At 71.4% G+C, this 19,014-nt stretch carries 17 protein-coding genes; 3 read left to right on the forward strand and 14 right to left on the reverse strand.

Annotation, left to right across the window (positions count from 1 at the left end):
- On the forward strand, positions 1-1,154 hold a 1,154-nt coding region (gene mnmC1 / locus QWY76_RS16285), incomplete at its 5' end, for an FAD-dependent 5-carboxymethylaminomethyl-2-thiouridine(34) oxidoreductase MnmC1 (RefSeq protein ID WP_290312377.1).
- Here mnmC1 and QWY76_RS16290 read toward each other — a convergent pair.
- The 13 genes from QWY76_RS16290 to ccmA all read right to left on the reverse strand — a co-directional run bounded on the left by QWY76_RS16290 (position 1,151) and on the right by ccmA (position 15,837).
- The gene (locus QWY76_RS16290; protein WP_290312378.1) at positions 1,151-1,420 is read right to left on the reverse strand and encodes a YheU family protein; all 270 of its coding nucleotides are present in this window, start codon (positions 1,418-1,420) and stop codon (positions 1,151-1,153) included. The genes mnmC1 and QWY76_RS16290 overlap by 4 nt on opposite strands.
- On the reverse strand, positions 1,413-3,461 hold the full coding sequence (gene ligA / locus QWY76_RS16295; RefSeq protein WP_290312379.1) for an NAD-dependent DNA ligase LigA: 2,049 nt from the start codon (positions 3,459-3,461) through the stop codon (positions 1,413-1,415). Before ligA ends, QWY76_RS16290 begins: the two co-directional genes overlap by 8 nt.
- A gap of 185 nt (positions 3,462-3,646) precedes the next feature.
- Positions 3,647-5,026, reverse strand: coding sequence for a cell division protein ZipA (gene zipA / locus QWY76_RS16300; protein WP_290312380.1), 1,380 nt, complete (start codon positions 5,024-5,026; stop codon positions 3,647-3,649).
- 224 nt (positions 5,027-5,250) lie between these two features.
- A complete protein-coding gene (gene smc, locus QWY76_RS16305) occupies positions 5,251-8,745 on the reverse strand; it encodes a chromosome segregation protein SMC (protein ID WP_290312381.1) in 3,495 nt (1,164 codons plus the stop codon).
- Positions 8,746-9,990: a c-type cytochrome biogenesis protein CcmI gene (ccmI, locus tag QWY76_RS16310; protein ID WP_290312383.1), complete on the reverse strand. Its 1,245-nt coding sequence runs from the start codon at positions 9,988-9,990 to the stop codon at positions 8,746-8,748. It lies immediately after the preceding gene.
- Positions 9,987-10,457, reverse strand: coding sequence for a cytochrome c-type biogenesis protein (locus QWY76_RS16315; protein ID WP_290312384.1), 471 nt, complete (start codon positions 10,455-10,457; stop codon positions 9,987-9,989). Before QWY76_RS16315 ends, ccmI begins: the two co-directional genes overlap by 4 nt.
- On the reverse strand, positions 10,445-10,975 hold the full coding sequence (locus tag QWY76_RS16320; RefSeq protein WP_290312385.1) for a DsbE family thiol:disulfide interchange protein: 531 nt from the start codon (positions 10,973-10,975) through the stop codon (positions 10,445-10,447). The genes QWY76_RS16315 and QWY76_RS16320 overlap by 13 nt, the downstream gene beginning before the upstream one ends.
- Positions 10,972-12,975, reverse strand: a complete 2,004-nt coding sequence (locus QWY76_RS16325) for a heme lyase CcmF/NrfE family subunit (RefSeq protein WP_290312386.1) — start codon at positions 12,973-12,975, stop codon at positions 10,972-10,974. Before QWY76_RS16325 ends, QWY76_RS16320 begins: the two co-directional genes overlap by 4 nt.
- Before the next feature lie 12 nt (positions 12,976-12,987).
- Positions 12,988-13,494, reverse strand: coding sequence for a cytochrome c maturation protein CcmE (gene ccmE / locus QWY76_RS16330; protein WP_290312387.1), 507 nt, complete (start codon positions 13,492-13,494; stop codon positions 12,988-12,990).
- Complete coding sequence (gene ccmD / locus QWY76_RS16335) at positions 13,484-13,708, reverse strand: heme exporter protein CcmD (protein WP_290312388.1); 225 nt, start codon at positions 13,706-13,708, stop codon at positions 13,484-13,486. The genes ccmE and ccmD overlap by 11 nt, the downstream gene beginning before the upstream one ends.
- A complete protein-coding gene (locus tag QWY76_RS16340) occupies positions 13,708-14,448 on the reverse strand; it encodes a heme ABC transporter permease (protein WP_290312389.1) in 741 nt (246 codons plus the stop codon). Before QWY76_RS16340 ends, ccmD begins: the two co-directional genes overlap by 1 nt.
- A 14-nt stretch (positions 14,449-14,462) precedes the next feature.
- Positions 14,463-15,131, reverse strand: a complete 669-nt coding sequence (ccmB, locus tag QWY76_RS16345) for a heme exporter protein CcmB (protein ID WP_290312524.1) — start codon at positions 15,129-15,131, stop codon at positions 14,463-14,465.
- A gap of 61 nt (positions 15,132-15,192) precedes the next feature.
- Positions 15,193-15,837, reverse strand: a complete 645-nt coding sequence (gene ccmA / locus QWY76_RS16350; protein WP_290312390.1) for a cytochrome c biogenesis heme-transporting ATPase CcmA — start codon at positions 15,835-15,837, stop codon at positions 15,193-15,195.
- Positions 15,838-16,042: 205 nt separating this feature from the next.
- Here ccmA and lexA point away from each other — a divergent pair, with 205 nt between their 5' ends.
- Together lexA and QWY76_RS16360 are read left to right on the forward strand one after the other, a co-directional pair.
- On the forward strand, positions 16,043-16,513 hold the full coding sequence (gene lexA / locus QWY76_RS16355) for a transcriptional repressor LexA (protein WP_290312391.1): 471 nt from the start codon (positions 16,043-16,045) through the stop codon (positions 16,511-16,513).
- On the forward strand, positions 16,513-17,139 hold the full coding sequence (locus QWY76_RS16360; RefSeq protein WP_290312392.1) for an IMPACT family protein: 627 nt from the start codon (positions 16,513-16,515) through the stop codon (positions 17,137-17,139). Before lexA ends, QWY76_RS16360 begins: the two co-directional genes overlap by 1 nt.
- Here the strand turns inward: QWY76_RS16360 and olsF are convergent.
- Entirely contained in the window at positions 17,116-18,930 is a 1,815-nt protein-coding gene (gene olsF / locus QWY76_RS16365) for a bifunctional ornithine lipid synthase OlsF (protein WP_290312393.1), read from the reverse strand. The genes QWY76_RS16360 and olsF overlap by 24 nt on opposite strands.
- Positions 18,931-19,014: the final 84 nt, after the last annotated feature.

A 19,014-nucleotide genomic window follows, 5' to 3' on the forward strand; every position in this document is an offset into this window, starting at 1 on the left:
CGGTGACCCTGATCGACCGCGAAGGCCCCGGCGCGGGGGCCTCCGGCAACGCCCAGGGCGCGCTCTACGTCAAGCTCGCCGCCGAGACCAACCTGCAGAGCCGCTGCTACCTGGCCGGCCTGCTGCACAGCCGTCGCTGGCTCGCGACCCTCGACCCCGAGGGCACGCTGTTCACCCCCGGCGGCGTGCTCCAGCTGGCCCCCCACGACCGCGAGGCCCGCCGCCAGGCGCGCTTCCTCGACCACCACCCGCTGCCGGCGAGCGTGGTGCAGGGCGTGTCGGCGGCGCAGGCCAGCGCACTGGCCGGGGTGGCGATCGATCGCGGCGGCCTCTTCTACCCCCAGGCCGGCTGGGTGCGCCCGGACGTCCTGTGCCGGCGCCTGGCGGCCACGCCCGGGGTGACGTTCCGGCAGGGCGAGGTGCAGGCGCTGGTCCCCACTGCCGGCGGCTGGCGGCTGTCGCTTCCCGGTGAGGCCGCGCTCGAGGTCGACCAGGTGGTCATCGCCACGGCGGCCCTGGCCAACCGCTTCGCCCAGACCCGCGCCCTGCCGCTGCAGCCGGTGCGCGGCCAGGTGTCGCGCCTGGCTCTGCCCGAGGGCGCTCCCGCGCCGCAGCGGGTGGTGTGCGCCGGCGGCTACGTCGCCCCGCCGCTCGACGGCTGGCTGACCTTCGGCGCGACCTTCGTGCCCAACGAGGCCGACGGCGCGGTGCGCGAGGCGGATCACGCCGCCAACCTCGAGGAACTGGCGCGGACCCTGCCCGGCTATCCGGCCGCCCTGGCGGCGGCGGGCGTGGACCTCTCCCCGCAGCGCCTGGCGGGCCGCGCCGCGGTAAGGGCCGCCAGCCCCGACAAGACCCCCTACGCCGGACCGGTGCCCGACGCCGCGGCCTGGCAGGCCGACTATGCGGTGCTGGCCAAGGACGCCAGCCGGGTGCCGGCGCTCGCCGGCCGTCATCATCCCGGGCTGTGGATCAGCGCGGCCCACGGCTCCCGGGGCCTGGCCAGCGCGCCGCTGGCCGCCGAGCTGATCGCCTCGATGATCTGCGACGAGCCGCTGCCCCTGGAGGCCCCCCTGGCCGACCACCTGCACCCGGGGCGCCGGCTGATCCGCGACCTGGTACAGGGCAGGTTCGGCGCTGACGGAGGACGTTAGCCCTCTTCCTCGTCGTCGGCCAGGTCGCGGCCGAAGGCCCGCCACTGGGCCAGGGTCATCACCTCGGTGGTCTCGGTCTCGAGGTCGTGGGCGATGATCAGCTCGCTGCGTTCCAGCTGGCGCTTGAGCTCGGCGACCCAGCCGGCCATGCCCGCGCCGGTATCGGTGGTGTCGTAGCCCTGGCGGGTGACGAAGGCCTCGAGCAGGCCGTCCAGGGTCTCCCCCGGCAGCATGCGATAGGGTATCTCGATGAAGCGCTCACCCATGGTCGCGGTCTCCCTGTTCCCAGTCGGCCAGCCGCTCGAGGAAGGCGGCCTCGTCGATCACCTCGACGTCGAGCTGCTCGGCCTTGGTCAACTTGCTGCCGGCGGCCTCCCCGGCCACCAGGCAGGCGGTCTTCTTCGACACGCTGCCGGCGACCTTGGCGCCCAGCGCCTGCAGGCGCGCCTTGCCCTCGTCCCGGGTCATGCTCTCCAGGGTCCCGGTGAGCACCCAGGTCTGGCCTTCCAGCGGCGTCGGCCCGCTCTCCACCTCGGCCTCCTCCCAGTGCAGCCCGGCGTCGCGCAGCGCCTGGATCGTCTCGCGGTTGTGGGGCTGGCGGAAGAAGGTATGCACATGGGCGGCGACGATGGGCCCCACGTCCTCCACCGCCTCCAAGGCCTCCCGGTCGGCCTCCATCAGCGCCCCGAGGGTGCCGAAGTGGCGGGCCAGGTTGGCCGCGGTGGCCTCGCCCACCTCGCGGATGCCCAGGGCGAAGATGAAGCGGGCCAGCGTCGTCGCCTTCGCCTCGTCCAGGGCCGCCACCAGGTTCTCCGAGGACTTCTTGCCCATGCGGGGGAGTTCGGCGAGGCGCTCGGCCTCGAGGCCGAAGAGGTCCGCGGGAGTCTTCACCCAGTCGCGCTCGACCAGCGCATCGATCAGCTTCTCGCCCAGGCCGTCGATGTCCAGCGCCCGGCGGCCGGCGAAGTGCTTCAGGGCCTCCTTGCGCTGGGCGGCGCAGTAGAGCCCTCCCGAGCAGCGCGCGACCACCTCGCCCTCGAGGCGCTCGATCTGGGAGTCGCACACCGGGCAGCGCTCCGGGAAGACGATCTCCCGGGCATCATCGGGCCGCTCCTCCTCCTGGACGCGCACCACCTGGGGAATCACGTCGCCGGCCCGACGGATGGCCACGGTGTCGCCGATCATCACCCCGAGCCGGGCGATCTCGTCGGCGTTGTGCAGGGTGGCGTTGGAGACCGTGACGCCGGCCACCGAGACCGGCTCGAGGCGGGCCACCGGGGTGATCGCCCCGGTGCGGCCGACCTGGAACTCTACGTCGTTGAGCCGAGTGGTCTGCTCCTGGGCGGGGAACTTGAAGGCGATGGCCCAGCGCGGCGCCCGGGCCACGAAGCCGAGCTCGCGCTGCAGGCGCAGGTCGTCGACCTTGACCACCACCCCGTCGATGTCGTAGCCGAGCGCGTCGCGCTTCTCGCCGAGGGTGCGGCAGTAGTCGATCACCCCACGGGCGCCGGTTACCACCTCGAGCTCGGCGCTGGTACGGAAGCCGAGCCCCCCGAGACGCGCCATCAGCGCACTGTGGCAGGCGTCTCCCGCGTCGGGCTCGATGCGCGCCACCTGATAGGCGCTGAATTCCAGTGGCCGGGTGGCGGTGATGCGCGGGTCGAGCTGGCGCAGGCTGCCGGCGGCGGCGTTGCGCGGGTTGGCGAACACCTTGTTGCCCTCCTCCCGGGCCCGCTCATTGAGGGCCTCGAAGCCCTCGTGGCTCATGATCACCTCGCCGCGCACCTCCAGCCGCTCCGGCCACTGCTTGCCGCGCAGCTTGAGCGGGATCGACTTCAAGGTCTTGAGGTTGGAGGTGATGCCCTCACCGGTGCGGCCGTCGCCGCGGGTGACGCCGGCGACCAGCTCGCCCCCCTCGTAGACCAGCGAGACGGCGGCCCCGTCGAGCTTGGGCTCGCAGCAGAAGGCGATGTCCTCGGGGTCCGCCTCCAGGCGGTCGGCGACGCGCTTGGCGAAGGCCGCCAGCTCCTCCTCGTCGAAGGCGTTGTCCAGCGACAGCATGGGCACCGCATGCGCCAGCTCGGGAAATCCCTCGGCGGGCGCGGCGCCGACCCGCTGGGTGGGCGAGTCGGGGGTCTCCAGCTCGGGATGCTCGGCCTCGATCTCCTGCAGGCGGCGCAGCCGACGGTCGTAGTCGGCGTCGCTCATGCGCGGCTCGTCCAGCACGTAGTAGCGGTAGTTGGCGTCCTCGAGCTCGGCGCGCAGGCGCGCCGCCTCGTCGCGAAGTTCCTGGTCGGGCTGGGTCATTGCGTCCTGGTTCTCGGTCTGTAGCGAAGGCCTCGAAGCTCGAAGCTCGAAGCTCGAAGCTCGAAGCTCGAAGCTCGAAGCTCGAAGCTCGAAGCCGGCATGATCGCCTAGCTTACCAAAGCAGCAACCCCCGTGGGGTGACCTCACGGGGGTTGCGCTTCCAGCTTACGGCTTAAGGCTTGTCGCTAGTTCACCTGATACCGATTCAGACGGTTGCGACGCTCGAACTCCTGCACGCGCTGTCGCGCGAATTCCACGGTCTGGGCGGTCATCACGCTGAGGTGCTCGTCCTTCAGCTCGCCGCCGAGGTGGCGCACCACGACCATGGCGGTCTCGACCATCGCCTCGAAGGCCGCCGAGGTATCGGTGGCGCCGGGCAGCGGCATCAGCAGGGTGACCCCCGGGGTGCGGAAGTCGCCCATGGACTGGATGGGGAAGGTGCCCGGCTTGACCACGTTGACCATGGAGAACTGCAGGCGGCTCTCGGGATCCTCGGTCTCGAAGCGATGGAAGATGCCCATGTCGCGACCGTAACGCAGCCCGCAGGCCAGCATCAGGTCGAGCAGGGCCGTGCCGGAGAAGCCTTCCTCGTCCCGGGACATCACGCTGATGACGATGATCTCCTCGGCCTGGCCGAGGGTCTCCCGGGCATGCTCGGCGGCGACATCGTGGCGCAGCGCCTTCTCGAGCACCGGATGGGCACGCACCACACCCTCCTCGCGCGGCATCTCGGCGGCGGGCTCGGCCTCGGCGGCCTCCCGTTCGCGGCGCTCGGCCTCGCGGGTGGCCTGTTCCTCGGCCTGCTGGCGACGCCGGGCCTCCTCGCGAGCGGCCTGTTCGGCCTTCTCCTGCTCACGCCGCGCACGTTCCTGACGCTTGTGGTCGCGACGCTCGTTGAGGGTCTTCTGCAGGGAGGCGCCGAAGCGCTGCACGGAGGAACCGACCCGCTTCGAACCGCTCTTCAGGGAATCGCCCATGCCTTCCAGGTCGACCAGGCGATAGTCGTCCTCCTCGCCGTAGCCGTCGTGATCGGCGGGGTCGGCCACCAGGGGCTCGGCGTGACCGGCCGCCTCGCCGGCCGGGTATCGGGGCGCCTCGGCCCGCTGCCGGGCCGCCGGCCGTTCCTCTGCCGCCGGCCGTTCCTCTGCCTCGGCGGAGCGGGAAGCCGGCGCGGGGGACTCGGCCCGCGGGGCCTCGACCGGCGCCGGGCGGGACACCGCAGAGCCCTCCGGGCGCTCGTCACCCTGCTGGCGACGGAATTCCGACAGCACCCGCGAGGGGCCGGGATGCTCCTGTCGCTGCAGCTTGGGCTTGGGTTGCACGTCGCCCTCGGCCGCGGGCCTGACGACTCGCGCTCCTCCGTTGGGCAACTCCCAGTTGAGCTCGGCCTCACGGGCCGCCGCTTCGGGATCCTCGATGGAGCCCGACGTTTCGTCTCCGGCATCGTGTCCAGCTGCATCCAGCCGGGGGACACGACGCTGACGCTGCAGGCGACGCACGCCGTCGATGACGATGAGGGTCACCAGCGCCAGTCCCAGAATGATCAGCCACTCTCTTAGTTCCATGGGTCGTCATGCCTTTTGCTAAGGCGCCATGCCTAATGGTTGTCCGTGAACAGCATAGCGCGATTGCCCAAAAAAGGACCACATTTTTTGATTGTCAAGACCGAAAATAGCATTTCGGCTCTTGACCGTGCCCTGTGCAATCGCCCTTCGTGAATCCCTTTGCGTACGTGCAATGCAGCAACATTGCATCCTTGTTAACCCGTTTGCCGATTCCGTTCAAGCCTTCAGGCCTCCGCGAGGGCCGCGGCCTCCTCGACGCCTACAGAGACCAGCCGGGAGACGCCAGGTTCCTGCATGGTCACCCCCATGAGACGTTCCGATGCTTCCATGGCGATCTTGTTATGAGTGATATAGATGAACTGGACCGAGTCCGACATCTCCTTAACCAGCTTGGCATAGCGTCCCACGTTGGCATCATCCAGCGGGGCGTCGACCTCGTCGAGCATGCAGAACGGGGCCGGATTGAGCTGGAAGATGGCGAAGACCATCGACAGGGCCGTCAGTGCCTTTTCGCCCCCCGAGAGCAGATGAATGGTGCTGTTCTTCTTGCCCGGGGGGCGTGCCATGATGGCGACACCCGTCTCCAGCAAATCCTCGCCGGTCAGGGTCAACCATGCGGTCCCCCCGCCGAAGACCTTGGGGAAAAGTGTCTGCAGGCCAGCGTTGACTCGCTCGAAGGTATCGCGGAATCGGCTGCGGGTTTCCTGATCGATGCGCCGGATCGCCCGATCGAGGGTCTCCAGGGCCTCGCTCAGCTCGGCATGCTGGGCCTCGAGGTAGTCGCGCCGCTCGGCCTGCTGGTCGTACTCCTCGATCGCCGCCAGGTTGATCGCGCCCAGCCGGCGGATGCGCTCGCCGACCTCCTCGAGGCGGGTCTGCCAGGCCGATTCGGTGGCGTTGGGGTCCAGCGCCTCGGCCAGGGCCTGGGTGTCGTGGCCGAGCTCCCGTAGCTGCTCGTCCTGGGTCTCGGCCTTGAGGGTCAGCGCCTGGACCTGCATGCGCGCTTCCTGCAGGCGTTCGCGGATGCCCTCGAGCTGGCGCTCGTGGCCCTGGCGGGCCTGCTCGTCCTCGCGCAGCCGCTCGACCAGGCCGGCGGCGCGGGAGCGGGCCTCGTTGAGCTCGCGCTCTTCCCGCTCGCGGCGATGGAGCAGTTCCTCGAGGCGCTCGCGGCGCTCCTCGTCGGGCTCGTGCAGGCCCTCGCGGGCCTCCTCGAGCTCGGCGCAGCGCTGCTCGAGACGCTCCCGGGCCTCGCCGGCGCGTCCCTGCTGCTCGGCCAGGCCGGCCCGCTCGGTGGTCAGCCGCTGGTGCTCCAGGGCCAGGCGCTGGGACTGCTCGGCCAACGGCCGCTGCTGGGCGCGCAGCTGGGTCAGCCGCTCGCGGGCCTGCTGACGGGCACGCTCCAGCCGCTCGCGGGTCTCGGCGCCCTCCTCAAGCCGCGCCATGGCGGCCTGCCAGTGCTCTCGGGTCTCCTCGATGGCCAGGCGCGTCTCCTCGGCGGACTCGGCCAGGCCCTCGAGCTCCTCGGCGAGTTCGCCGGCCCGCCCCTGGAGATGCTCGAGGCGGCTGGCCAGGCCGCTGTCCTGCACCGCCAGCTGCTGGCGCTGCTGCTCGAGGTCGCGCTCCTCGAGGCGCACCGCCTCGAGGCCCTCCTCGGCCTGCTCGACGCGCTCGGCGGCCTCGGCCAGGCGGGCCTCCTGGGCCTCGAGACGCGCCTCCACCGCGGCGAGCGCCTCGCGCACCTCGCCCTCGCGGCGGCGGCTGACCAGCAGGGTATCCGGCCCCTCGTCCTGCCCCCGGTGTCGCGCCCAGCCGTCGCCCAGCCACAGGCCGCAGGCGCTGATCAGGCTCTCGCCGGGGCCCAGGGTATCGCGCTCGGCCCAGGCCTGCGCCCGGGAGTCGACGCAGCGCACCCGGGTCAGCCACTGGGCGGCCGCCCCCGCCCCCTGGACCCTGGCCGCCAGGCTGTCGGCGGGCGCCTCGCGCTCCTCGGCCTCGAGCAGGCCGAGCTCGGCGGCGAGCCCCGGGGCGAGGGCCTGTGCGGCCTGGTCGAGGGGCGCCAGGCGGGCCCGCAGCCAGGGCGCCAGCACCCAGGCGGCGACGTCCTCCCAGCCCGGCGTCACCGCCAGGCACTCGCCGAGGCGCGGGGCCTCGGCCAGGCCGTGGGCGGCCAGGTGGTCGTCGAGGGTCTCGTCGTGGTCGGCCAGCGCCGCCTGGATCAGCGCCTCCAGGGAGGCGAGCTCGCCCTGCAGGGTGCTGCGCTGCTGGCGGTCGTCCTCGCGGGCCGCCTCGGCCTCGCGGACCGCCTCGCGGGCGGCGTCGCGGCTGGCCTGCCAGGCCTCGCGTCGCTCCTCGCTCGCCGCCAGCTGCTCTTCGAGGGCCGCCAGGCGCTCCACCACCTCGTCGCGCTGGGCCGCGAGCCCGGCGATGTCCGGCAGCTCCTCGCGCTGCTGGTGGCGCTTTCGCGCATCGGCCTCGATCCGCTCGAGGCGCGCCTCCTGCTCGCGCAGGCGGTCCTGGGAGCGTTCGGCCTCGCGGCTGTCGGTCTGCCAGGTCTCGCCGAAGGCCTCCCAGTCGGCATCGGCTTCCTCGGCCAGGGGCTCGGCCTCCTCGAGGGCGGCCTCCAGCTCGGCGAGGCGCTCGGCGACCTCCTCCTGCTCGGGTCCGAGGGTCTCGAGGCGCTCGTCGAGGCGCATCAGGCGCTCGCCGTCGTCCTCGCCGAGGCGCGCCAGGTCGGCCAGCTCCTGGCGGGCCGCCTCCAGGTCCCGGGCCAGCTGCTGATCCCGCGAGCGGGTATGCTCGAGGTCCTGCTCGAGCCGCGCGATGGCGGTGGTGGTCTCGTGGAAGCGGCTCTGGTAGCCCTCGAGCTCGGAGGCCAGCCGGTCGTGCTCGGCGCGGGCCTCCTCGAGGCGACTCTCGCACTGGCGCAGGCCCAGCACCTCGCGTTCCACGGCGGTCTCCAGCTCGCGGACCCGGCCTTCCTCCTCGGCCTGGCTGGCCCGCAGGGCGCGCGCGCGCAGCAGGGCCAGCTCGCCCTTGAGCCGATATTCCTCCTGCTTGAGGGTCTGGTAGCGGCGTGCCGCATCGGCCTGGCGCTTGAGGCGCTCGAGTTGCTTGTCGAGTTCCTCGCGGATGTCCTCCAGGCGCTCCAGGTTCTCCTGGGTGCGGCGCATGCGGTTCTCGGTCTCGCGGCGGCGCTCCTTGTACTTGGAGATGCCGGCGGCCTCCTCGAGGGTGCCGCGCAGCTCCTCGGGGCGCGACTCGATCAGCCGCGAGATCATGCCCTGGCCGATGATGGCGTAGGAGCGCGGGCCCAGCCCGGTGCCCAGGAAGAGGTCGGCGATATCGCGGCGCCGGCACTTCTGGCCGTTGAAGAAGTAGCTCGACTGGGCCTCGCGGGTGACCTGGCGCTTCACCGAGATCTCGGCGTACTGGGCATAGGGCCCGCCCATGGTGCCGTCGCGATTGTCGAAGAGCAGCTCGATGGAGGCCTGGCCCACCGGCTTGCGGCCGGTGGAGCCGTTGAAGATGACGTCGGTCATCGACTCGCCGCGCAGGGTCTTGGCGGAGGACTCCCCCATGACCCAGCGCACGGCGTCGATGATGTTGGACTTGCCGCAGCCGTTGGGCCCGACGATGGCGGTCATGTTGCCGTCGAAGGGCACGCTGATCGGATCGACGAAGGACTTGAAGCCCACCAGGCGGATCGATTTCAAGCGCATTTATTCGACGACCCCGTCGACCACCACCTCGACGGGCTCGCCGTCGGTGGCGCCGACCGCCACCGCGTCATGCCGGCCGAACAGGTCGCCGGGCCGGGGACCGGCCTGGCCGCTCTCGGAGACCCGCACCACCAGCCGGGCCCGCTCGACCTGGGAGAGCCGCGCCATGGGCGCCATGGCATCGCCGTCGTCGAGGGTCAGGGTCAGCGGCAGCTCGCCGACGGTGGTCCGCGCCACTGCCAGCGGCGGCAGCTCGCCGGCGAGGTCCCGGGCGACCACGAAGACGGCGGTGTCGTCGGCGACCCGGTCGGCCAGTTCCGGCGCCAGGCTGACCCGCACGCGGATGCCGGGGCCTGCGTCACCGGCCGGGCCGGCCGCCTCGCCGGGCTGGCCGAGGCGCTGCTGGGCGACCCGGATCCCCTGGCGCAGGGCCTCGGCGGAGGCGGGATCGTCCATGCCGGCGATGGCCCGCCGCCAGCGGTCGATGGCGGCCTGGTAGTCGCCGTTCTCGAAGGCCTCGATGCCCAGCATGCCGAGCACCGTGGGCTGCCCCGGATCGGCGGCCAGGGACTCGTCGACCAGCGCCTGGACGCCCTCGGTCAGCTCGCGGTCGGCGGCGAAGTAGCGCAGCTGGGCCAGCTCGGCGAGCAGCCAGGGCCGGCGCCCCTCGAGTTCGAGCAGCCGGGCGAGGGCGGCATCGGCCTCGGCGACCCGCCCGCTGTCGCGGTAGAGCGGGAACAGCGCGCGCCAGACGTTGGGGTTGTCGGGCTGGCGGGCGGCCTGCTCCTCGAGGCGCTGTACCAGCATCGGCAGCGAGGCCTCGGGATCCTCGGCGACCTGCTGCTGGACCCGGTACAGCGCCAGGTCGCCCTCGGCGCCCTCCAGGCGATACCAGAGCACGCTCGCCGCCACCAGGGCCACCATCAGCACCGGCACCAGCAGCTTGCCGGCGGCGGCCGCCTTGAGCGGCGGGCGTTCGAGGGCCGCGGTGTCGTCGAGCAGGCTGCGCTCCAGTTCCAGGCGGTCTTCCTCGAAGCGCGCCGCATCGATGTCGCCGCGGTCGCGGGCCGCCTCCAGGGAGGCCAGGCGACGCTGGTAGATGGCCACGTTCTGCTCGGCGGTGCGATCCTGGGTCTCGAAGTCGCGCTGGGCGGCGCGCAGGGCCGCGGCCCGGCGCAGGGGGGCCACCATCAGCCACAGGGCCGGCAGCAGCAGCACGGCGAAGGCGAGCCAAAGCAGGGTCATTCGTTCCTCTCACGGTTGAGCAGGGCGTCCAGCCGGGCGCGCTCGGCGTCGCTCAGGCGACGGGCCGAGGCCTGCCGACGGGAACGCACCATCAGCACCACCACCAGGGCGCCGATCAGCACCAGGGCCGCGGGCAGCCCCCATAGCAGCAGGGTACGGCCCTCGAGGCGCGGATTGTAGAGCACGTAGTCGCCGAAGCGGCGCACCATGAAATCGAGGATCTCCTTGTCCGAGCGGCCGTCCTGGAGCTGCTCGTAGACCCGGTCGCGCATGTCGCCGGCGATCGGCGAGTCGGAGTCGCCGATCGCCTGGTTCTCGCACTTCGGGCAGCGCAGGGTCGCGGTGAGCTCCTGGTAGCGCCGTTCGGTGACGGGATCATCGAACTGGCGGATCTCGATGCTGGCGGACTGGGCCAGCAGCGGCAGCAGGATCAGGGCGGCCAGCACAACGCGGATCACTCGCGCCATCTTTCCACCTCCGGCACGATCACCTCGCGAACGTCCTCCGGCTTGATGTAGCCGGTGTGGTGGTAGCGGATCACCCCCTCGGCATCGACCAGGAAGGTTTCCGGGGCCCCGTAGACGCCCAGGTCGAAGCCCAGGGTGCCCTCGGGGTCGAAGATGTTGACCTCGAAGGGGTTGCCGAACTCGGCCAGGAACTCGCGGCCCTTCTCCCGGGTGTCCTTGTAGTCGACGCCGACCAGGCGCACGCCGCGGTCGGCGAGATCCAGAAGCTGGGGCATCTCCTGCTTGCAGGTCGGGCACCACTCGCCCCAGACGTTGACCAGGGTCACCTGCCCCTCGAGCAGCGAGGCGTCGACGGTGCGCTCGGGGTCGGCCAGGGTGGTCAGCTCGAAGGCCGGGAACTCCCGGGCCATCAGCGCCGAGTCCCGCTCGAAGGGGTTCATCGACAGCCCCTGGTAGAGGAAGCCGCCCAGCACCAGGAAGCCGACCAGCGGCAGCAGCAGCAAGAGGCGACGCGTCATGCGGTGGCCTCCTTGCGGGCGGCCGCGGCGGCCCGTTCGGGATCCCGGGCGGTGGCCGCGCGCCGGTAGCGACGGTCGATCACCGCCAGGATGCCGCCGGCCGCCATCAGCAGCGCCCCCAGCCACAGCCAGCGCACGAAGGGCTTGTACTGGAGGCGCATGGCCCAGCTGCCGTCCTCGAGGTCCTCGCCCATGGCGACATAGAGGTCACGGAACAGGCCAGGGCGCAGGGCGACGTCGGTCATCGGCATGCCGCGGGCGATATACAGGCGCTTCTCCGGGGTCATCACGAAGTGGCGCTGGCTGTCGCCGCGGCGTACCTCGATGCGCGCCGCATCGGCGACGTAGTTGGGGCCGCGACGGCTGCCGAGTTCGGTCATGGTGAAGGTGTAGCCGGCCAGTTCGGCGCTGTCGCCCACTGCCATGCGCACGTTGCGGTCGACGGCGTAGTTCGACACCACGGTGACACCGACGATGGTGACCGCCAGGCCCAGGTGACCGAGGATCATGCCCCAGTGGGCGAGCGACAGCCGCTTGAGGCCGGCCAGGCGCGAGTCGGCGTTGCGGCTCTTGTCCCAGAGGTCACGCACCAGCGGCAGCACGACCCACAGCGCCGCCACCAGGCCCAGCGAGACCCTGAGGTTCCACTCGCCGCCATACAGCAGCGGGGCGACGGCCCCGATGGCCAGCGCCACGGCGCCGGACAGCCAGGCACGGCGCGCCAGCTCGCGACCCTCCATGCGCTTCCAGTGTGCCAGCGGCCCCAACCCCATGAACAGGCAGAGCACCACCGTCAGGGGCACGAACAGCGCATTGAAGTAGGGCGGGCCCACGCTGATCTTGCCCAGGTCCATGGCATCGAGCAGCAGCGGGTAGACGGTGCCGAGCAGCACCGTGACCGTCATGATCACCAGCAGGATGTTGTTGACCAGCAGCAGCGCATCGCGGGACAGCCAGTTGAAGCCCACCCGGTGGCTGACGCGGGGCGCGCGGAGCGCGAACAGCAGCAGCGACAGCCCCACGGTGATGCCCAGCAGCACCAGGATGAACAGCCCCCGGGCCGGGTCGTTGGCGAAGGCATGCACCGAGGTGAGCACCCCGGAGCGCACCAGGAAGGTGCCCATCAGCGACAGCGAGAAGGTGGAGATGGCCAGCAACACGGTCCAGCTCTTGAAGGAACCGCGCTTCTCGGTCACCGCCAGGGAGTGGATCAGCGCGGTGCCGGCCAGCCAGGGCAGCAGGGAGGCGTTTTCCACCGGGTCCCAGAACCACCAGCCGCCCCAGCCCAGCTCGTAGTAGGCCCACCAGCTGCCCAGCGCGATGCCCACCGTGAGGAAGGCCCAGGCGACATTGGTCCAGGGCCGCGCCCAGCGGGTCCAGGCGGCGTCCAGGCGGCCGCCCAGCAGCGCGGCGATGGCGAAGGCGAAGACCACCGAGAAGCCGACGTAGCCCATGTAGAGCATCGGCGGGTGGATGATCAGGCCGAAGTCCTGGAGCAGCGGATTGAGGTCGGCGCCGTCGGCCGGCACGTTGGGCAGCAGCCGCGCGAAGGGATTGGAGGTGATCAGCACGAAGGCCAGAAAGCCCACGCTGACCAGGCCCATCACGCCCAGCACCCGGGCCAGCATGTCCCGGGGAAGCTCCCGGGAGAAGCGGCTGACGGCGAAGGTCCAGGCGCCGAGGATCAGGCTCCACAGCAGCACCGAGCCCTCGTGGTTGCCCCACACGGCGCTGGCCTTGTAGTACCAGGGCAGCATCGAGTTGGAGTTGTCGGCGACGTTGGCCACGCTGAAGTCGTCCAGCAGGTAGCTGGCCGTCAGGCACAGGTAGGCGATGACCAGGAACAGGAACTGGCCGGTGGCCATGGGCCGCGCATAGGCCATCCACAGCGGGCGCCGGGTCGCCGCCCCCGCCAGCGGCATGACCGCCTGCACCAGCGCCATCAGCAGGGCGAGGATCAGGGCGAAGTGGCCGAGCTCTGGGATCATCTGGATCAGCATGGTGGCTCCGGGTCAGTCCTGGCGGGCGGGGGCCGCCTGGGCGTCCAGCCGCTCCGCCACTTCGGCGGCCTTGGCCTGGTAGTCCTCCGGCGAATAGCCGGCGTCCTCCAGGGCCTGGGCCACCTCGGGAGGCATGTAGTTCTCGTCGTGCTTGGCCAGCACCTGGTCGGCTCGCAGCCAGCCCTCGGGCTGCAGCTGGCCCACCACCACCACGCCCTGTCCCTCGCGGAACAGGTCGGGCAGGATGCCGCTGTAGCGCACCCGCACGTCCTCCACGTAGTCGGTCACGGTGAACGTGACGTCGAGGCTCTCCGGGTCGCGGGCCACCGAGCCTTCCTTGACCATGCCGCCGGCGCGGATCTGGCGCTCGAGGGGCGCCTCGCCGTCGACGATCTGCACCGGGCTGAAGAACAGGTTGATGTTGCTGCGCAGGGCGTAGAGGGTCAGGCCCACGGCGATGGTGGCGAGGGTGACCAGGCCCAGGATCACGAACAGTTTCTGCTTGCGTTTAGCTCTCACGGGCATGCCTCTCGTCAGGGGAAACCGGGGCCGACTCGGCCTGGCGCCGTTCGCGCCGCAGCCGCCGGCGCAGGTCGCGCAGCACCTGCCGGCGCTCGGCCCGGGCATGCAGCGTCACCCCCAGCAGCAGCGCGACGGTGGCGCCGTAGGCCGCCCATACGTAGGGGCCATGGCCGCCCATGGCGAGGAAGGCGGAAAGCGAGTCGAAGGCCATCAGCCGCCCTCCCCGAGCAGCTCGCGGACCCAGCGCTTGGAGGCCTCGCGGCGCAGGATCTCGCTGCGCGTGCGCATCAGGGTCACGGCGATGAAGAAGCTGTAGAAGCCCAGCACCATGATCAGCAGCGGCGCCCACATCTCGGTGGGCATCGCCGGCCGCGAGGTGACCGAGAAGGTGGCCGGCTGGTGCAGGGTATACCACCACTCCACCGAGTACTTGATGATCGGGATGTTGATCACGCCGACCATGGCCAGCACCGAGGCCGCCCGGGAGGCACTGTCGCGGCTGGTGAAGGCGCCGCGCAGGGCGATCACGCCGATATAGAGGAAGAACAGGATCAGCATCGAGGTCAGGCGGGCATCCCACTGCCACCAGGTGCCCCAGGTGGGCACGCCCCAGACGGCCCCGGAGAACAGCGCCACGAAGGTCATGCCGGCGCCCAGCGGCGCCATCACCGTCGCGGCCATATCGGCCAGCTTGATCTTCCAGACCATGAAGATGAAGCCGGCCGCGGCCATGGCGACGAAGATCGACTGGGCCAGGAAGGCCGCGGGCACGTGGACATAGATGATGCGAAAGCTGTGGCCCTGCTGGTAGTCGGCCGGGGCGAAGGCCAGGCCCCAGACGCCGCCGACCAGGATCAGCGCCACCGCCACCCCCCAGCACCAGGGCGAGAGCCGGGCGCTGATGCCGTAGAACCACTTGGGGGAGCCGAGCTTGTGTATGAACGCCCACATGACGTGTCGCTTCCTCAACCGTTGATACTGATGCGCAATGACGCCGCGATGGCCCAGGGCGCGAAGATCAGCGCCACCGCCAGCAGCGCGCCGAGGATGGCCAGGTGGGCCGAGACCCCGGCGCCCAGGATGGCCGCCTGGACGGCCCCAGCACCGAAGATCAGCACCGGGATGTACAGCGGCAGCACCAGCAGCGAGATCAGCACCCCGCCCCGCGACAGCCCGACGGTCAGTGCCGCGCCGATGGCGCCGATCAGGCTCAGGCTGGCACTGCCCAGCGCCAGGGACACTGCCAGCACCCCGTAGCTGCCCGCCGGCAGCGACAGCATGATGCCGAGCACCGGGGCCATCAGCGCCAGCGGCAGGCCGGTCAGCAGCCAGTGCACCGCCACCTTGGCCAGCGCCAGGGCCGCCAGCGGCTGGGGCGACAGCAGCAGCTGCTCCAGGGAGCCGTCCTCGTAGTCGCTGCGGAACAGCCCGTCCAGCGACAGCAGCGCCGCCAGCAGCGCCGCCACCCAGAGCAGCCCCGGGGCGATGGTCGCCAGCAGTTCCGGATCCGGCGAGATGCCGATCGGGAACAGGGTGATCACCAGGGCGAAGAACACCAGCGGATTGAGCACCTCGCTGCGCCGGCGCAGCATCAGCACGAGATCACGTTTCAGGGTCGCCCGAATTGCGACCATGGCGCCGCCCTCGGGTTCCCCGGCCAGCGGCAGCGGGCCGTCGCGGCGGGCGGGGCCGGACTCAGCGCTCGACACCGGCACCTCCTTCGCCCAGGCGCACGCTGCGCAGTGCCGAGGAGGCGCGCAGCGCATGGTGGGTGGTCACCAGCACGCAACCGCCGCGCCGGGTATGGGCCTCGAGCCGTGCCTCCAGGGCGGCCACGCCCTCCCGGTCGATGGCGGTGAAGGGCTCGTCCAGCACCCACAGCGGTCGCGGCATCAGCTCGAGTCGCGCCAGCGCCACGCGGCGCTGCTGCCCGGCGGACAGCTGGCCCGTCGGCAGGTCCTCGAAGCCGGCCAGGCCCACCGTCTCGAGGGCCGCCAGGCGGTCGTCCTCGTCACCGGACGCCCCGGCCAGCGCCTGGTACCAGGCGAGGTTCTCCAGCGCCGTCAGCGCCGCCTTGACCCCCGGCGCATGGCCGAGATAGAGCAGGTTGGCCAGGAAGTCGCGGCGCACGCGGCGCATCGGCGCGCCCCTCCAGAACAGCTCGCCCCGATAGTCCGCCAGCTGGCCCGACAGGATCTTGAGCAGGGTGGTCTTGCCGCTGCCGTTGGGGCCCTCGACACGCACGATCTCGCCGGCGCAGAGGTCCAGGTCGAGGTCGTGAAACAACCAACGGTCATCCCGCTCACAGGCCAGCTTTCGGGCTTGCAGGCGCAGGCTCAAGGCACTCTCCGGACATGGGGAATCTGGCTCGGCACTGTACACGGAAAGGGTTTTCATCGCCAGTCGCGGGCGGCCGCAGGTCGCATGACGCTTGCCCTGCATCAAGCCCGCGAGGGGTCCCCCCCTTGCCAGATGGCAGGGCCCTGCTATGCTGGCCATGTACTGTATGTATCGACAGTCATTGCCGACAAGGGGACGCCGCGCCATGCCCAGCCTCACGCCACAGTACCTGTTCCGCCAGCCCAATCTGCCCCTGGCCGAGGCCTGGGCGCCCATCGCTGCCGACGACCTGGTCGCGATCCCCCTGCTCGGGCGGGTCGCGGCCGGCATGCCCATCGAGGCCTGCCTCGACGCCGGCAGCATCGAGGTGCCGACCCGCATGGTCCGGCGCAACACCTATGCGCTCAAGGTCTGCGGCAATTCCATGATCGATTGCAACATCTTCGACGGGGATGTGATCATCATCGAGCGCCGCGAGAGCGCCGAGAACGGCGAGACCGCCGTGGTGATGATCAACGACCAGGAGGTCACCCTGAAGAAGCTGTATATCGAGAGGTCCGGCGTGCGCCTGCAGCCGGCCAACGAGGCCATGCCCGCCATCTTCCTGAAGAACAGCGACATCCAGGTGCTGGGCCTGGTGATGGGCGTGGTCCGCCAGCCGGACCTGGCGGCCTGATGCGCTACGCCGTACCCGACCTCGCCCCCGGCGAGTGGCACGAGAGCGCGCTGGAGGTGGAGAAGAGCCGCTTCCTCGCCTGGGTCTGCCATGCCCCCGACGTCGCGGCCTTCGAGGCGCTGCTGGCGGCGGCGCGGCAGGCCCATCCCAATGCCAGCCACCATTGCAGCGCCTTCATCGCCGGACCGCCCGGCGAGCAGCAGGCCATCGGCTTCTCCGACGACGGCGAGCCCGGCGGTACCGCCGGACGACCGATGTACCAGGTGCTGGAAGGCGCCGGGCTCGGCCAGGTGGGCTGCGTGGTGACCCGCTACTTCGGCGGCACCAAGCTCGGCACCGGCGGCCTGGCCCGGGCCTATGGCCAGGCGGTGAGCGACGCCCTGGCCTCGCTGCCCTGCCGCGAGGCCACCGAGCGCGACGCCCTGCACCTGAAGGTCGAGTTCGCCGGCGAGGCCCAGGCGCGGGCCTGGTGCGCCGAGCACGACATCCCCGTGGACGCCGCCGACTACCAGGCCGATGGCGTGGTCCTCACCCTGGGCTGGCCCCGGGACACCGCCCGGGACCTCGCCTCCCTGACGGCCCGCCTCAAGGGCCGCCTCGAGCTACTCGACCCCGACGCGGCCTGATCCGAGCGGGCGCCCGGGCGCCACGCCATGAGTCGGCGACGCCCCCGCGCCGCCTGCCTCACGGCCGTCCGGCCAGGCCGCGCCGCCGAGGTAGCGGGCCCGCTTCTCGGGCTTCAGGCGCTGCAGGTCCACCACCACCAGGCCATCGATGCAGTAGCCGAAGCCGGTGTCCACGCCGAAGGCCAGGAAGCGGGTGCCGCCCGGCTCGCTCACCTCCACGTACTGCTTGTAGAGGGCCGGCACCCCCGCCCCCATGGCCTGCAGGCCATGGCGCAGGCGGCGGAAGTCCTCCTGGGCATCGTCGCCGCGGAACAGCCGCTCGGCCTCGAGCTGTCCCGCCCGGGACAGCCGACAGGGGGCCCGGGGACCGACCGGGCTGTCCCCCTCGCCGTGATAGTGCCGGTAGTAGCTCACCAGCAGCTCCTTGGCCAGCGGCGGCATGTGGTTGGGAATGGTCACCGGGCCGAACAGCCAGCGCACCCCGGGATGGGCGCGCAGGTAGGCCCCCAGGCCGATCCACAGGTAGTCGAGGCTGCGCCGCCCCCAGTAGCGGGGCTGGACGAAACTGCGCCCGAGCTCCAGACCATGGCGCCAGGCCGCCCAGGGCGCCTGCTCGAGGTGGAAGATGGTCGAGGCGTAGAGGCCCTCGACGCCGTGACGCTCGAGGATGGGGCCGACCTCGCCGAGCCGGTAGGCACCGGCGATCTCCAGGTCCCGGTCGTCCCACAGGACGAGATGGCGATAGTAGGCATCGAAGTCGTCCAGGTCGCGCCGGCGGCCGGTGCCCTCGCCGACCCGGCGAAAGGCGATCTCGCGCAGGCGGCCGATCTCGCGCATCACCGCCGAGTCGGGATGGGCATCGAACAGCAGGATGCGCTTGCCGTCGGCGGTCTCGCCCAGGACCTGGGCCTCGCGCAGTTCCTCGCGCAGGCGCTGCCGGGGTTCCGGGCGGGCAATGCCGGTCTCACTGACGAACACGCCCTTGCGGCCCCGCCCCAGGCAGTAGACATGCTTGCGCAGCAGCTTGAGCTTGACCGGGGTGGCGAGGTCGTCGCGATCGAAGCGCGCCAGGGGGATCGGCCCGCCGATGCGCAGGGGGATCTGCCGGTCGCGCTGGCGAAACATCTCCCCCGGCAGCAGCAGGGTCCCCAGGGCGGCATGCAGCGAGGCCAGCCCATAGAAGCGGGAGGAATTGCGGCCACTCACGTGCACCGGCAACAGCGGCGCATTGGTGCGCCGGGCGGCATGCAGGAAGCCCGGGTGCCACTTGCCGTCGCGCACCCCGGCGGGGCCGGCCCGGGACACCTCGCCGGCCGGGAAGACGATCACCGCGCGGTCCGCCTCCAGCGCCTCGATCACCCGCCCCAGGCTGCGGCGCACACCGCGCCGCGAGAGGTTGTCCACCGGCAGCAGGACGTCGGCCAGGGGCCCGAGCTGCAGCAGCAGGTCATTGGCGAGGATGCAGACGTCCGGGCGCACCTCCGCCACCATGCGCACCAGGGCCAGGCCGTCCAGCGCCCCCAGCGGATGGTTGGCCACGATCACCACCCGCCCCGTATCGGGAATATGGTCGCGGTCCCGGGACGACAGCGTATAGCCGAAGCGGAAGTGCTCGAAGACCTGGTCGATGAAGGCGAGCCAGCCGAGCCGCCCGTGACGCGCCAGGAAGTCGTTGATCTCGCGCTCGTGGACCAGGCGCCGCAGCCCGGCGGCCAGCGGCCGGGAGACCCAGGATGGCCAGGCCGCCAGCCGTGGTGCCCTGTCGCGCAGGGCCCGCTCGATATCGATCATGCCGGTCTCTCCCCAGGGGCGCCGAGGCGCCGATGGGGCCAGGCTAGAACCGGCAGGTGACAGGAAGATGGCGCCCCCAACGCG

Origin of the sequence: Halomonas maura, assembly GCF_030409305.1 — a bacterium.
In the GTDB taxonomy this organism is placed as follows: Bacteria; Pseudomonadota; Gammaproteobacteria; order Pseudomonadales; family Halomonadaceae; genus Halomonas; species Halomonas maura.

Bases quoted from the DNA above. Each gene is read 5' to 3' on its own strand.
- QWY76_RS16290 (WP_290312378.1), bottom strand. From the start codon at position 1,420: ATGGGTGAGCGCTTCATCGAGATACCCTATCGCATGCTGCCGGGGGAG.
- ligA (WP_290312379.1), bottom strand. From the start codon at position 3,461: ATGACCCAGCCCGACCAGGAACTTCGCGACGAGGCGGCGCGCCTGCGC.
- zipA (WP_290312380.1), bottom strand. From the start codon at position 5,026: ATGGAACTAAGAGAGTGGCTGATCATTCTGGGACTGGCGCTGGTGACC.
- smc (WP_290312381.1), bottom strand. From the start codon at position 8,745: ATGCGCTTGAAATCGATCCGCCTGGTGGGCTTCAAGTCCTTCGTCGAT.
- ccmI (WP_290312383.1), bottom strand. From the start codon at position 9,990: ATGACCCTGCTTTGGCTCGCCTTCGCCGTGCTGCTGCTGCCGGCCCTG.
- QWY76_RS16315 (WP_290312384.1), bottom strand. From the start codon at position 10,457: ATGGCGCGAGTGATCCGCGTTGTGCTGGCCGCCCTGATCCTGCTGCCG.
- QWY76_RS16320 (WP_290312385.1), bottom strand. From the start codon at position 10,975: ATGACGCGTCGCCTCTTGCTGCTGCTGCCGCTGGTCGGCTTCCTGGTG.
- QWY76_RS16325 (WP_290312386.1), bottom strand. From the start codon at position 12,975: ATGCTGATCCAGATGATCCCAGAGCTCGGCCACTTCGCCCTGATCCTC.
- ccmD (WP_290312388.1), bottom strand. From the start codon at position 13,708: ATGGCCTTCGACTCGCTTTCCGCCTTCCTCGCCATGGGCGGCCATGGC.
- QWY76_RS16340 (WP_290312389.1), bottom strand. From the start codon at position 14,448: ATGTGGGCGTTCATACACAAGCTCGGCTCCCCCAAGTGGTTCTACGGC.
- ccmB (WP_290312524.1), bottom strand. From the start codon at position 15,131: ATGGTCGCAATTCGGGCGACCCTGAAACGTGATCTCGTGCTGATGCTG.
- lexA (WP_290312391.1), top strand. From the start codon at position 16,043: ATGCCCAGCCTCACGCCACAGTACCTGTTCCGCCAGCCCAATCTGCCC.
- QWY76_RS16360 (WP_290312392.1), top strand. From the start codon at position 16,513: ATGCGCTACGCCGTACCCGACCTCGCCCCCGGCGAGTGGCACGAGAGC.
- olsF (WP_290312393.1), bottom strand. From the start codon at position 18,930: ATGATCGATATCGAGCGGGCCCTGCGCGACAGGGCACCACGGCTGGCG.